This is a genomic window from Marinobacterium ramblicola, assembly GCF_019084545.1.
Taxonomy (GTDB): Bacteria; Pseudomonadota; Gammaproteobacteria; order Pseudomonadales; family Balneatricaceae; genus Marinobacterium_D; species Marinobacterium_D ramblicola.
The window spans coordinates 147,571-160,975 of sequence record NZ_JAHREP010000007.1 but is presented as its reverse complement, the minus strand read 5'-3'; the positions used below and the strand labels follow the sequence as shown (position 1 = coordinate 160,975).

The following is a 13,405-nucleotide window of genomic DNA, read 5'->3' as shown; positions in this document are numbered from 1 at the left end:
TGGAACCGATGGCATGAACGATACCCGCAAGCCCGACGAGCAATCCAAGGACAACACGCCCGACCAGCAGCCCCCCGTTACCGATGACGCAGGGAACAGCACGACTGCAAAACCGGAGGTTGCCGGAAGCACCAGCACTGACAACGCGGCCGAAAAGGCGAGCAGCGAAAGCCCCAGCGACGCCAAGAACGAAGCCGCAGCCGCAACGCCTGCGGAGCAGACCACCGAGCAATCGAAAACGCCCCAGGCTCAGCAGCAACCCCAGCCATCGGCGGCTTCTACCCCGCCCTCATCGCCTGCAGCCACCCGCAAGCAACCGGCCGGCTGGCCCGGCAAGCTCGGCCTGCTGCTGTCACTGGTTGCACTGGGCGGTGTCGGCTACCTCTATTGGCAGGGCTGGCAACTCAAGCAGGAGAGCAGCAGCGCCCAGGCCAGTCTGAACCAGCAGGTGGAAACCGCGCTGGCCAATGCCCGTGCCGAGGTCGCCGACCGTGTCGGCGGTGTGTCCCAGCAGCTGGGCAGCCTGCAGGCTCAGGCTCAGGCCGAGAAGCAGAACATCGACCAACTGCAGCAGCGCCTGACCGATGCCATCAAGCAGGTCAACGCCACCCGCGATACCTCGCGTGAGGACTGGTTGCTGGCTGAGGCCGAATACCTGCTGCGCCTGGCCAACCAGCGCGTGCTGATGGAGCAGACCGCCAACGGTGCACTGACCCTGCTCAAGGCCACCGACAACATCCTGCGTGAAAGCGACGATGTCGCACTGTACAACGTGCGTCAGGCCCTGGCCGAGGATATCGCCGCACTGGAAGCGGTGCCGGTACTGGATACCGAGGGCACCTACCTGAAACTGGCCGCAATCAACCGACAGGTCGACGACCTGCGCGTCACGCCGGTCACCGATAAGCGCAAGCTGCCCTCGATGCTGGAGGAGATCACCCCCGAAGCGGTCGAGCAAAGCTGGACCGAAGGCGCAGCAGCGGCTTGGAACAAGGCGGTGGACAAGTTCGAGAAACTGGTGGTGATCCAGCATCGCGACGAGCCGGTTGAGCCGCTGATGTCGCCGGAGCAGACCTACTACCTGCAACAAAATCTGCACCTGATGCTGGAGCAGGCGCAGCTTGCGCTGCTGCAGCGCAAGCAGCAGGCGTTCGACGCCAGCCTGGACAAGGCCGAGAACTGGATCTCCACCTACTTTGACCAGAAGGACGCCACCAGCCAGGCGCTGTTGCGTGCACTGGAGGAGATGTCGGCGCTGAATATCGCCCCCGAGCTGCCCGACATCTCCGGATCGCTGAAGGCGCTCAAGGAGCATCTGCGTGAAATGGCACGGCTGAAACAGGAGGCCGGGCAATGAAGCGCTTCTTTATCCTGCTGCTGATCCTGCTGCTGGCCGGCGCCTGGCTCGGTCAGCTGATGGTACAGGATCCTGGCTACGTCCTGCTGGCCTACAAAGAGACCACCATCGAGACCAGCCTCTGGGTACTGCTGTTGATGGCGATTATCGCCTTCGCTGTGCTGCACACATTGATCAACCTGATCGCCCGCGCCCGCACCCCGGCCCGCCGCATGCGCAGCTGGCGCGGACAGCGCAATCAGCGCATCGCCCAGAACAAGACACTCAAGGGGCTGATGGCCCTGTCCGAGGGCAACTGGTGGAAAGCACAGCGCTACCTGACCCGCGCTGCAGAGCGCAGTGAACAGCCGCTGATCAACTACCTTGCCGCCGCCAAAGCGGCCCATGAACAGGGCGACGCATCCGCCGCCGATAATCTGCTGCAGAAGGCGCGGGAGGCCACACCCAAAGCCGAGGTCGCCATCGGTATCGTACAGGCGCAGATCCAGCTCGCTCGGGGCCAGAATGAACCAGCGTTGGCGACACTGCTGCATCTGAAACAGCTGGCACCCAAGCACAGCTACGTGCTCAAGCTGCTCAAGGAGACCTACCTGCGCCTGAACGACTGGCCGGGTCTGAATCAGCTGCTGCCGGAGATTAAACGACACCAGGCGCTACCGACCGAACAGATCCGCAAACTGGAAAACCTGGCCGCCCAGAACCTGCTCAAACAGAGTCTGAGCAACCAGCCTGCGGAAGCGGACAGCAAAACCCGCCTGCAAGCGGTGGCGCACACCTGGCAATCCCTGCCCCCAGACTGCACCCACGATCAGCAGCTGATCGAGCAGTACAGCGCGCTGATGATCGAGGCGGGCAGCAGCGACGAGGCAGAGAAGATGCTGCGCGAACAGATCAGGCGCAACTGGGACGAGAAGCTGGTCGCACTCTACGGCCGCATCATCACCAGCACACCGCACAAACAGCTGGAAACCGCCAAGGGCTGGCTGAAAAAGCATGAAGAGAGTCCGGCGCTGGAGCTGACACTCGGCCGCCTGTCGATGCAGAATCAGCACTGGGGTGCCGCCATCAAGCACTTCGAGCGTAGCATCGAGCTGCAACCCGGCGCCGACGCCTATGCGGAACTGGGGCGCCTGCTGAATCACCTGGGCGAGCGGGAGCGTGCGGCAGCGGTCGCGACTCGAGGCTTCGAGCTGGTCAACGGCTCTTTGCCCAGCCTGCCCCTGCCCGCGGCCAAGTCGGAACCTTTGCACAACAGCAGCGACTAAGGGATTGAAATTCGGCTGGATCAACCTCATATCGGCTGATCCATAGGCAAGGGGACGAGGTTTACGACACATGGAAAAACAGCTTGAGCGCCTGATGTATCTGTCGCGCTGGATACTGGCTCCGATCTATCTGGGACTCAGCCTGGCGCTGGTCGCTCTGGGTATCAAGTTCTTCCAGGAGGTGTTCCATCTGCTACCCCACGTACTGGAGATCGGGGAAGCGGATCTCGTACTGGTGGTGCTGTCGCTGGTCGATCTGACCCTGGTCGGCGGCCTGCTGGTGATGGTGATGTTTTCCGGCTACGAGAACTTCGTCTCCCGCATCGACCTCGACGAGGGCGCCGAGAAGCTGAGCTGGCTGGGCACACTGGACACCAACAGCCTGAAGAACAAGGTCGCCGCGTCGATCGTGGCGATCTCGTCGATCCATCTGCTGAAGATCTTCATGGACGCCAAAAACTACGATAGTGACCAACTGATGTGGTATGTCATTATCCATCTGACCTTCGTAGTGTCCGCCTTTGCCATGGGCATTCTGGACAAACTGACCAAAAAGCCGCACTGAGCCCGACCTAACACCATCGAATCCGAGTCAGCGCCGCGCTGCCTAGTCGCGTCTATGAGCCGCGTCTATGAGTCGCAGCGACGACGCGCGTAAGGAGCCAGGCGTAAAATCAGGTCAGAACGAGGTTTCGAGGTGCAGAGCTGGATCAGCGGCGGATTCAGCTCTGCGCCGCGAATCCGCCCCTGTGGATAACGCTGATCGACCTCGCCGCTGAGCAGCTCGGCCGCACAGATCTCGCACACGCCGTTGCAACAGGCGTGACGCAGGGCCAGCCCGGCGTCGCGCAGCCCCTCCAGCAGGGTGATATCCGCCGCCAGGGGCAGCACCAAGCCATCTTCCGGCAGCGCAACTCGCCAGCTCTCAGCGCTCATCGAAGATGCCCAGCTCATCCCAGAGCCGGTCGACACGTTCCTTCACCGCGGCGTCCATCTCGATCGGCACGCCCCATTCACGGTCAGTTTCGCCCGGCCACTTGTTGGTCGCGTCCATACCCATTTTTGAACCTAGCCCGGACACCGGCGACGCGAAATCGAGGTAATCGATCGGCGTGTTGTCGATCAGCAGGGTGTCGCGGCTCGGATCCATCCGCGTGGTGATCGCCCAGATCACGTCGTTCCAGTCGCGGGCGTTGACGTCGTCGTCGCAGACGATGACGAACTTGGTGTACATGAACTGACGCAGGAAGGACCAGACCCCCATCATCACCCGCTTGGCGTGGCCGGGGTACTGCTTCTTCATCGTCACCACCGCCATGCGGTAGGAGCAGCCCTCCGGCGGCAGGTAGAAGTCGACGATCTCCGGGAACTGCTTCTGCAGGATCGGCACAAACACCTCGTTAAGCGCTACCCCGAGCACCGCCGGCTCATCCGGGGGACGACCGGTGTAGGTGCTGTGGTAAATCGGCACCTCGCGCTGGGTAATCCGTTCCACGGTGAACACCGGGAAGCGATCGACCTCGTTGTAGTAGCCGGTATGGTCGCCGAATGGACCCTCGTCGGCCATCTCCTCGGGATCGATATAGCCCTCGAGGATGATCTCGGCACTGGCCGGCACCTGCAGGTCGTTGCCCAGGCACTTGACCACCTCGGTCTTGCCGCCCCGCAGCAGCCCGGCAAAGGCGTATTCGGACAGGGTGTCGGGCACCGGCGTCACGGCGCCGAGAATGGTCGCTGGATCGGCGCCGAGCGCCACCGCCACCGGAAAGCGCTCACCGGGGTGCTTGAGTTTCCACTCACGAAAATCCAGCGCCCCACCACGGTGTGAGAGCCAGCGCATGATCAACTTGTTGCGCCCGATCAGCTGCTGACGGTAGATCCCCAGATTCTGTCGCGGCTTCTCGGGGCCCCTGGTTACCACCAGCGGCCAGGTCACCAGAGGACCAGCGTCACCGGGCCAGCAGGTCTGGATCGGTAGCTTGTACAGGTCGACGTCATCACCTTCGATCAAGGTGTGCTGGCAGGGCGCGTTCTTGACCACCTTCGGCCCCATGTTCAGCACCTGCTTGAAGATCGGCAGCTTCTCCCAAGCGTCCCTCATCCCCTTTGGCGGTTCAGGCTCCTTGAGCTGGGCCAGCAGCTTGCCCACCTCACGCAGCGCGGTGACCGACTCCTCGCCCATCCCCAGTGCCACCCGCTCGGGGGTACCGAACAGGTTGGTCAGTACCGGGTATCGGTAGCCTTTGGGATTTTCGAACAGCAACGCAGGCCCCCCGGCACGCAGGGTGCGGTCGCTGATCTCGGTCATCTCCAGGTAGGGGTCGACCTCGACCTTGATCCGTTTCAGTTCGCCGCGCGCTTCCAGCATCTTGATGAAGTCGCGCAGATCCTTGTACTTGGGGTTACTCATCAGCAATCGGGCTCTTTGCCGGTAGAAAATAAAAAGGGTGAGTAGCGAAGCGCTGAACCAGGCTCCCCATACTCACCCTGTTACCAAACGGTCGCGCGGTTACTTGCGCTTCATCGACATGAAGAACTCGTCGTTGGTCTTGAAGTCCTTCAGCTTGTCGATGACGAACTCGGTCGCCGCCGTATCCTCCATCGAGTCGAGCAGCTTGCGCAGGATCCACATCCGCTGCAGCTCCTCCTCGGTGGTGAGCAGATCCTCGCGACGGGTGCTGGAACGGCGGATATTGATCGCCGGGAACACGCGGCGTTCAGCGATCTTGCGATCCAGATGCACCTCGGAGTTACCGGTACCCTTGAACTCCTCGAAGATCACCTCGTCCATCTTCGAGCCGGTGTCTACCAGCGCGGTGGCGATGATCGTCAGGCTGCCGCCCTCTTCGATGTTACGCGCGGCACCGAAGAAACGCTTCGGCCGCTCCAGCGCGTGGGCATCGACACCACCGGTCAGCACCTTGCCCGAGGAGGGAATCACGGTGTTGTAGGCACGGGCCAGACGGGTGATGGAGTCGAGCAGGATCACCACATCCTTCTTGTGCTCGGTCAGGCGCTTGGCCTTCTCCAGCACCATCTCGGCGACCTGCACGTGGCGTGACGGCGGCTCATCGAAGGTGGAGGCAACCACTTCGCCGCGCACGGTGCGCTGCATGTCGGTCACCTCCTCCGGGCGTTCGTCGATCAGCAGTACAATCAGGTAGCACTCCGGGTTGTTGCGGGTGATGCTGTTGGCGATGTTCTGCAGCATCAGCGTCTTACCGGCCTTCGGCGGCGACACAATCAGTGCGCGCTGACCCTTACCCATCGGGCAGACCAGGTCGATCACACGGGCGGTGATATCCTCGGTACTGCCGTTGCCGATCTCCATGCGCAGACGCTTCTGTGCGAACAGCGGCGTCAGGTTCTCGAACAGAATCTTGTTCTTCGCGTTCTCCGGCCGGTCGTAGTTGATCTCGTTGACCTTGAGCAGCGCGAAGTAGCGCTCACCATCCTTCGGCGGGCGAATCTTGCCGGAGATGGTATCCCCGGTACGGAGATTGAAGCGGCGGATCTGGCTGGGGGAAACGTAGATGTCGTCGGGACCGGCGAGGTAGGAGGAGTCTGCGGAGCGGAGGAAACCGAAGCCGTCCTGCAGAATCTCGAGAACACCGTCGCCATAGATATCCTCTCCGCTCTTGGCGTGTTTCTTCAGTATCGCGAAGATCACATCCTGTTTGCGGGAGCGGGCCATGTTTTCAAGACCCATTTCAGTGGCGATATCCAGAAGTTCCGGAACACTTTTCGTTTTAAGTTCGGTAAGATTCATAGTTTTGGAAGCAGCCTAAAGTTGGCCGATAGTCGGGATGGAGACCGGAAAGGTTAGTCGGAAGAAAAATTAAGTGCCCAGGTGCCAGCACCTGAAGCGCGCCCTAAGGCCGGACAGATAAGTGAAAAACACTATAAAGCCTAAGGAAAGAGCTGTCCAGCACGCGAATCAAGAAAACGCAATGGCCGGAATCCGGCTCATCGCGTCAGTTCGCCAAAGGATCAGAGGTTGGCGTCAACAAAGGCAGCCAGCTGCGACTTGGACAGCGCGCCGACCTTGGTTGCTTCTACGTTGCCACCCTTGAACAACATCAGGGTGGGGATACCACGGATACCGAATTTTGGCGGTGTCTCATTGTTCTCATCGATATTGAGCTTGCAGACCTTCAGACGGCCGGCGTACTCCTTGGCGATCTCCTCCAGTACCGGTGCGATCATTTTGCATGGACCACACCACTCAGCCCAATAATCAACCAGGACGGCGCCGTCTGCTTTCAATACCTCTTCTTCGAAGCTGGCATCGGTGACGCTTACGATGTTTTCGCTCATTGGCTCTGCTCTCCAGTGCACCTGGTGCGTTGAAAAATCTGACCCGTGATGATACCACCAGCATCAAACCAATGTGAACAGCCCAATAATCACGCCTAATGCAGGGTTTTTGCGCCTGCACCGGTCAATAAGTTCTGGTAATCTTTCGCTCTCGCACCCCGCGCCGGTCATTGGTGCCGGCCACACCGGGCTGCTGTCTGTATCGAAATCCGGCGACACACCGGAGTGGAATGAAGTAGCAAACGGAGATCCGCCACAGCATGCTCGAACAAGACAGAACTGCGGATAGCGGCCAACAGGACAAATTGATGGCTGCCATCGATCTGGGCTCCAACAGTTTCCACATCGTAGTCGCCCGCCTTGTCGACGGCGAGCTCAAACCGATCGATGTGCTGTCGGAAAAGGTGCAGCTTGGCGCCGGGCTCGATGCCAACAGCCACCTTAGCGAGGAGGCTCAGCAGCGGGGGCTGGAGTGCCTGCGCCGGTTCGCACAGCGGGTATCGGAGCTGCCGCGCAGCGCCATCCGTGCGGTGGCCACCAACGCACTGCGCGAGGCGAAAAACCGCCATGAATTCATCAGCCGGGCCCAGCAGGTGATGGGGACACCGATCGAGGTGATCGCTGGCCGCGAGGAAGCGCGCCTGGTCTACCTCGGCGTTGCCCACACCCTGGCCGACGACAATGACCGCCGCCTGGTGATCGACATCGGCGGCGGCAGCACCGAATTCATCATCGGCTCCCGCTTCGAACCGCTGAAGCTGGAGAGCCTGCATATGGGCTGCGTGAGCTACACCCAGCGCTTCTTCCCCAACGGCAGTATCAACCAGAAGGCGTTTGATTCGGCACGTACCGCGGCGGCCCGCGAGCTGTTGGCCATCCGACGCGATTATCGCCGCTTGAGCTGGGACAACACGATCGGTTCCTCCGGTACTGCCAAGGCGATACGCCAGGCCTGCATCACCCTGAATCAGGGCGACCAGATCACCTACAGGGGATTGGTCGCGCTCAAGGAGCACCTGATCGGCTTCGGCCATACCGACAAGATCGCCATCGAAGGGGTCAAGCCGACACGCAGCGCGGTACTGCCCGCAGGCGTCGCGATACTGCTCGCCATCTTCGAACTGCTCGGTATCGAGGCGATGGATTACTCCGACGGCGCCCTGCGCGAGGGGTTGCTGTACGACATGGCCGGTCGACTGCGCCATGAGGATGTGCGCGAGCGCACCATCAAGGCGCTGAAAAAACGCTACCATGTCGACGCCGGGCATTCACAGCGGATCGAGGCCACGGCGCTGTACCTGCTGGCCCAGGTACGCCAGGTATGGGAGCTGGAGGAGAGCGAATTTCACGACATGCTGAGCTGGGCGGCGCGCACCCACGAAATCGGCCTGACCATCGCCCACACTCAGTTCCACAAACACAGTGCCTACCTGCTGCAGCACTCCGACCTGCCGGGCTTCACCAATACCGAGCAGCAGCTGCTGGCCTTCCTGGTCCGCGGCCACCGGCGCAAGTTCCCCAAGGAGGAGTACCGCCTGCTGCCGGAACAGCGCCAGAGCGGTTATCGCAAACTCTGCCTGCTGCTGCGCCTGGCCGTTATCTTGCACCGCAGCCGCAGCTCGGCACGGCTGCCGGCGATCGAGCTGAAGGTGGATGAAAAAACTCTCAACCTGCGCTTTCCCGCCGACTGGCTGGAGCATCACCCGCTGACCCGTGCCGATCTCGATAACGAAGCGGATTACCTGCACGCCATCGGCTTCGAACTCAATATCCAGTAACACCCCGACCGACAGCACAAATAAAAACGCCCCGTCGAAACGGGGCGTTTTTATTTCGCTCGCGTGGCTTAAAGTTGCGGACCCGCTGCAACAATCGCTTCGGAGACGCCGTCGAACTTCTTGAAGTTGTTGACGAACTGCTCGATCAGCTTCGCCGCCGCCGCGTCGTAGGCGGTCGGATCGGCCCAGGTTTTGCGCGGATTCAGCAGCGCAGAATCAACACCCGGTACCTCCAGCGGCACCGACAGGTTGATACCCGGCAGATGCTCGGTTTCGCAGTTCTTCAGCGCACCGCTCTGAATGGCACTGATGATGCCGCGCGTGGTCGGGATGCTGAAACGCTCACCGGTACCGTAGGAACCACCGGTCCAACCGGTGTTGACCAGGTAGACGCGGGAGCCGAACTCTTCGATACGCTTGATCAGCAGATCGGCATAGACATGCGCCGGACGCGGGAAGAAAGGCGCGCCGAAACAGGTGGAGAAGGTGGACTTGATACCGCCGCCGGAGCCCATCTCGGTGGAACCGACCAGCGCGGTGTAGCCGGACAGGAAGTGGTACGCCGCCGATTCCTTGGTCAGCACGGAAACCGGCGGCAGTACACCGGTCAGGTCGCAGGTCAGGAATACGATGGAGTCGGGCTCGCCACCCATATTGGTTGCGGAACGCTTCTCCACATGCTCCAGCGGGTAGGCGCAGCGGCCGTTCTCGGTCAGGTGGGTGTCGTTGTAGTCGGCATGGCGCTTGGCGTCCAGGTGTACGTTTTCAACGATGGCGCCGAAACGGATGGCGTCCCAGATGATCGGCTCGTTTTTCTTGCTCAGGTTGATGGTCTTGGCGTAGCAGCCACCCTCCAGGTTGAACACCACGCCCTTGCCCCAGCCATGCTCGTCGTCACCGATCAGGTAACGGGTCGGGTCAGCCGAGAGGGTGGTTTTACCGGTGCCGGAGAGACCGAAGAACAGGGTGGTGGAACCATCTTCACCGATGTTGGCGGAGCAGTGCATCGGCAGCACATCTTTCTCCGGCAGCAGGAAGTTCTGCACCGAGAACATCGCCTTCTTCATCTCGCCGGCGTAGCGCATACCGGCGATCAGCACCTTGCGCTTGGCGAAGTTCAGGATGACACAGCCATCGGAGTTGGTACCGTCGCGCTCCGGCACGCACTCGAAACCGGATACGTTGAGGATCTGCCACTCCTCCTTGCCTTTGGGGTTGTACTCGTGCGGACGAATGAACAGGTTCTGACCGAACAGGTTCTGCCAGGCAGTCTGGGTCGTCATCTCGACCGGCAGATAGTGGCTGGGATCTGAACCGACGTGAACGTGCGACACGTAGTGTTCCTGGTCGGCTACATACGCCTGAACACGCTCCCACAGGGCGTCGAACTTGTCCGCATCGAACGGACGGTTGATGCTGCCCCAATCGATGGCATCGGCAGTACTCGGCTCTTCAACGATATAGCGATCCATCGGAGAGCGACCGGTACGCTTGCCGGTGGTGACGACTAATGCGCCGGTGTCCGCCAGAACACCCTCATTGCGTGAGATCGCCTGCTCAACCAGTTCGGCCGGGGTCGGATTCACGTGTACGCGATTGACGTTTTCTGTGGTCATTACCTGATTCCCTTGGCTGCACGCCAAATTTACCTGAAAGCAATAAGTTCTTTCGCGAGCCGGATCCGACCCACGTTAATTGTTATTCTGGGGAGGCGCATTATCGCACATCTTGCCCGACAGCATAACCCGGAAGATTTCTCATTTCGGATAAGAGCCGGACAGCCTCAATGCACCTGTTCCGGCGGTTCCAGCGGTCCACCATTGCTGAATAGCGCCCGGATATCCGCCGAGTCGAAGCGGTATAGCTGGTTGCAGAAATGGCAGCTCACTTCGATCACGCCGCCATGCTCCTGGGCCAAAGCGAGCAGCTCCTCTTCGGTCATCATCTGCAGGGCATTGGCACTGCGCGAGCGGGTGCAATCACAGTTGAACTGCAGCGGCTCGGGTTCATAAAGACGGCATTGCTCCTCATGGAACAGACGGAACAGCATGGTTTCGTTATCCAGCGTCAGCAGTTCTTCGTCGCTCAACGTCGACGCCAGCATCGCGATCCGCTGCCAATCCTCATCGCCGCTGCCCGCAGCCGGCAGCACCTGCAGCAGCATCCCGGCCGCACGCCGCCCGTCAGCGGCCAGCTTGATCGTCGTGCCAAGCTGCTCAGATTGCCGGAAATAGCTCTCCAGGCACTCGGCCAGCGTAGCGCCTTCAAGCGGCACCACGCCCTGATAGCGCTGACCGTCATCCGGCTCGATGGTCAGCGCAAGACGGCCGTTGACCAGCAGTTCGTTGAACGCCGCTTCGTCATCGATCTCACCGTCAAAGCGCGCTATGGCGCGCAGATCATGGTGATGGCGACACTCCGCCATCAGCACCCGCAGTGCGCCCTCACCCTGAGCCTGCAGCAGCAACCGGCCTTCGAACTTCAGATTGGAGCTGAGCAGACTGACGGCAGCCAGCATCTCACCCAGCACGCGCTGAATCACCGGTGGATAACTGGCGCGGGACAACACCTCGCGATAGCTCTCCTCCACCCGTGCCACCACGCCACGGACATCGATCTGGTCAAAAAGAATACGCTGGATCTGATCGCTGTTACTCACATCTCACCTACAAAAAGGCCTGTCAAAAGGGGGCTGTTGCAAGGGATCCGGACCCGGCCAGTCGGATTAGACGCTGGAGCCGAAACTCGGGGGTGTTTAGAATAAGGGACCGATTTTAACCGATTGAGCATTCGATGATCACCCCGCCGACTCTATTTTCCACTCGCTGGCACTGGCCCGGCCTCGTTTTTGGCCATATCGCCGCCCTCCTGCTGCTGCTGAGCTACGCACTGCCGACCGGACACAACGTCTGGCAGTCGATGGGTGCCAGCCTGTTCTACACATTGAACGGCACGTTAGAGAGCAACGGCTCATGGACCTGGTTCTGGGCCTGGATGAACACCCGCGAGGTGGACGCCGCATCGGGATTGCTGCTGTTGCTGTTCCTGACCTTTCCGCTGGTAATACCCAGGGAGCGCCTACAGGCCGCCCTTTGCGGCTTTCTGAGTCTGATGATCCTGATGCTGCCGGCCCGCGAACTGCTCAGCGAGGTCACCCAGCATTACGGGCTGAGCGGCCCCAGTCCGACGCGTGTACTGCAGCCGGCCTACCTGTTCTCGGAGCTGCGCCCCGGGATACCGGCCAAGGATAGTGCATCGGCCAGTTTCCCGGGCGATCATGCCAGCGTCCTGCTGATCTGGTTCGGCTTTCTGGCCTTCAACAGCCGTCACTGGATCAAGGGGCTGATCCTGGGCGCGATCACCCTGTGGCTGATCCTGCCGCGACTGATCGGCGGTGCCCACTGGTTTGCCGACGTGGCGGTAGGCGGCCTGGTGATGGCACTGGTCACGCTGAGCTGGGCCTTCGCCTCACCGCTGGCGTTCTGGTTGAACCGCGGTATCCAGAAGCTGATGACACCGCTGTTCAGACTGTGCGGCCGTATTCCACTGCTCGGCCGGCTGCCCTTTTTTGCCGCCAGCCGCTGATTAGAAGTGTCCTTTGATGCGCAGTATCTCACGCCGGCTCTTCTTGTCCGGGCGGTGATCGGGACCGCTGCCCAGCTGTTTGCGTTCGGCGGCCCACTGCTCGCGGGCGCGGATGCTCTCTTCGGTTTCGCGGTAGAGCTTCTGCGCTTCCGGCGCACCGCGCCGCTGATCGGATAGCGCGATCACTTCGACGGTCTTCTCTTCGTTGCCTTGGCGGATCTGCAACTTGGCGCCGATCTCGACGACTTTGCTGCATTTGGTGCGCTGACCGTCGTAGTGCACCTTACCGCCCTCGATCATCGCCTTGGCGATCGCCCGGGTCTTGTAGAAGCGTGCGACCCAAAGCCATTTATCCAGACGTATCTTATGCTCGTGCTCCTCGTGCTTGTCCGCGTGTTTACTCATTCGGCGGCATTACCTCGGCAAAATCGGTTACAGCATTGAATTCGGTTATCGCCCGCGCCGGCTGCCGGCTATCCGGTTGCGCGATGCAGAGCAGATGCGCGATACCGAAGCGTTTGGCCGACTCCAGTACCGGCAGACTATCATCGACCAGCAGCGTACGTTTCGGATTGAACGGCTCCACTTCCTGTAGCTTAGTCCAGAAGAGGACATCCTCCTTGGGCAGGCCGAAGTCGTGGGAACAGATCACCAGATCGACCAGTTGATCGATACCGGTTTTCTCCACCTTCAGGCTCAGGCTGTCGCGGTGCGCATTGGTCACGATCAGCGTCCGCCGGCCGTTCAGGCGCAACGCGGCGAGGAACTCTTCAACCCCGGGGCGGTAACCGATACGGTCCGCCACCTCCCGCTTCAGCTCGGCCACGGGCAGGTCGAGTTCGCGACTCCAGTAGTCGAGGCAGTACCAGTTCAGCGAGCCACGCTCGGCCATGATCCGCTCGATCAGCGGCCCGCGCGCCCGCTCCGGGTCGAGACCGTGACGTTCGGCGTAGCGTTGGGGCAGAAACTCGAGCCAGAAGTGGGAATCGAAGTGCAGGTCGAGCAGAGTACCGTCCATGTCGAGCAGAACGGTATCCACGGCTTGCCAATCCAGCATAATCAGGGAACACTCAGATGTGGATAGAGATCAACGGAATACGAGT

General features: G+C 60.9%; 13 protein-coding genes. 5 read left to right on the top strand and 8 right to left on the bottom strand.

What is annotated here, in order from left to right; translation table 11 throughout:
* Positions 1 to 13: 13 nt before the first annotated feature.
* From KQ940_RS07420 to KQ940_RS07410, 3 genes are all read left to right on the top strand, one after another.
* Positions 14 to 1,357 carry a uroporphyrinogen-III C-methyltransferase gene (locus KQ940_RS07420; protein ID WP_217412799.1) on the top strand — a complete coding sequence of 448 codons (1,344 nt, stop codon included), beginning with the start codon at positions 14 to 16 and terminating at the stop codon, positions 1,355 to 1,357.
* Entirely contained in the window at positions 1,354 to 2,622 is a 1,269-nt protein-coding gene (locus KQ940_RS07415; protein WP_217412798.1) for a heme biosynthesis HemY N-terminal domain-containing protein, read from the top strand. Before KQ940_RS07420 ends, KQ940_RS07415 begins: the two co-directional genes overlap by 4 nt.
* A gap of 70 nt (positions 2,623 to 2,692) precedes the next feature.
* Positions 2,693 to 3,187 carry a TIGR00645 family protein gene (locus tag KQ940_RS07410; protein ID WP_217412797.1) on the top strand — a complete coding sequence of 165 codons (495 nt, stop codon included), beginning with the start codon at positions 2,693 to 2,695 and terminating at the stop codon, positions 3,185 to 3,187.
* 65 nt (positions 3,188 to 3,252) lie between these two features.
* Here KQ940_RS07410 and KQ940_RS07405 read toward each other — a convergent pair whose 3' ends face one another.
* From KQ940_RS07405 to trxA, 4 genes are all read right to left on the bottom strand, one after another.
* Complete coding sequence (locus KQ940_RS07405; protein ID WP_217412796.1) at positions 3,253 to 3,558, bottom strand: 2Fe-2S iron-sulfur cluster-binding protein; 306 nt, start codon at positions 3,556 to 3,558, stop codon at positions 3,253 to 3,255.
* Positions 3,548 to 5,032, bottom strand: a complete 1,485-nt coding sequence (ubiD, locus tag KQ940_RS07400) for a 4-hydroxy-3-polyprenylbenzoate decarboxylase (RefSeq protein ID WP_217412795.1) — start codon at positions 5,030 to 5,032, stop codon at positions 3,548 to 3,550. The genes KQ940_RS07405 and ubiD overlap by 11 nt, the downstream gene beginning before the upstream one ends.
* A 99-nt stretch (positions 5,033 to 5,131) precedes the next feature.
* Positions 5,132 to 6,391, bottom strand: coding sequence for a transcription termination factor Rho (gene rho, locus KQ940_RS07395; RefSeq protein WP_188751684.1), 1,260 nt, complete (start codon positions 6,389 to 6,391; stop codon positions 5,132 to 5,134).
* Positions 6,392 to 6,612: 221 nt separating this feature from the next.
* On the bottom strand, positions 6,613 to 6,939 hold the full coding sequence (gene trxA / locus KQ940_RS07390; RefSeq protein WP_217412794.1) for a thioredoxin TrxA: 327 nt from the start codon (positions 6,937 to 6,939) through the stop codon (positions 6,613 to 6,615).
* A 308-nt stretch (positions 6,940 to 7,247) separates the two neighbouring features.
* On the opposite strand from trxA, the gene ppx reads away from it, so the two are divergent.
* Entirely contained in the window at positions 7,248 to 8,717 is a 1,470-nt protein-coding gene (gene ppx, locus KQ940_RS07385; RefSeq protein ID WP_246589830.1) for an exopolyphosphatase, read from the top strand.
* A gap of 68 nt (positions 8,718 to 8,785) precedes the next feature.
* Here the strand turns inward: ppx and KQ940_RS07380 are convergent, their stop codons facing one another.
* Entirely contained in the window at positions 8,786 to 10,360 is a 1,575-nt protein-coding gene (locus KQ940_RS07380; protein ID WP_281419221.1) for a phosphoenolpyruvate carboxykinase, read from the bottom strand.
* A 140-nt stretch (positions 10,361 to 10,500) separates the two neighbouring features.
* The gene (gene hslO / locus KQ940_RS07375) at positions 10,501 to 11,376 is read right to left on the bottom strand and encodes an Hsp33 family molecular chaperone HslO (protein ID WP_217412791.1); all 876 of its coding nucleotides are present in this window, start codon (positions 11,374 to 11,376) and stop codon (positions 10,501 to 10,503) included.
* A gap of 134 nt (positions 11,377 to 11,510) precedes the next feature.
* On the opposite strand from hslO, the gene KQ940_RS07370 reads away from it, so the two are divergent.
* Positions 11,511 to 12,302, top strand: a complete 792-nt coding sequence (locus KQ940_RS07370; RefSeq protein ID WP_217412790.1) for a phosphatase PAP2 family protein — start codon at positions 11,511 to 11,513, stop codon at positions 12,300 to 12,302.
* Here KQ940_RS07370 and hslR read toward each other — a convergent pair whose 3' ends face one another.
* Complete coding sequence (gene hslR / locus KQ940_RS07365) at positions 12,303 to 12,707, bottom strand: ribosome-associated heat shock protein Hsp15 (RefSeq protein WP_217412789.1); 405 nt, start codon at positions 12,705 to 12,707, stop codon at positions 12,303 to 12,305.
* Entirely contained in the window at positions 12,700 to 13,359 is a 660-nt protein-coding gene (gene yrfG / locus KQ940_RS07360) for a GMP/IMP nucleotidase (RefSeq protein ID WP_217412788.1), read from the bottom strand. The genes hslR and yrfG overlap by 8 nt, the downstream gene beginning before the upstream one ends.
* Positions 13,360 to 13,405: the final 46 nt, after the last annotated feature.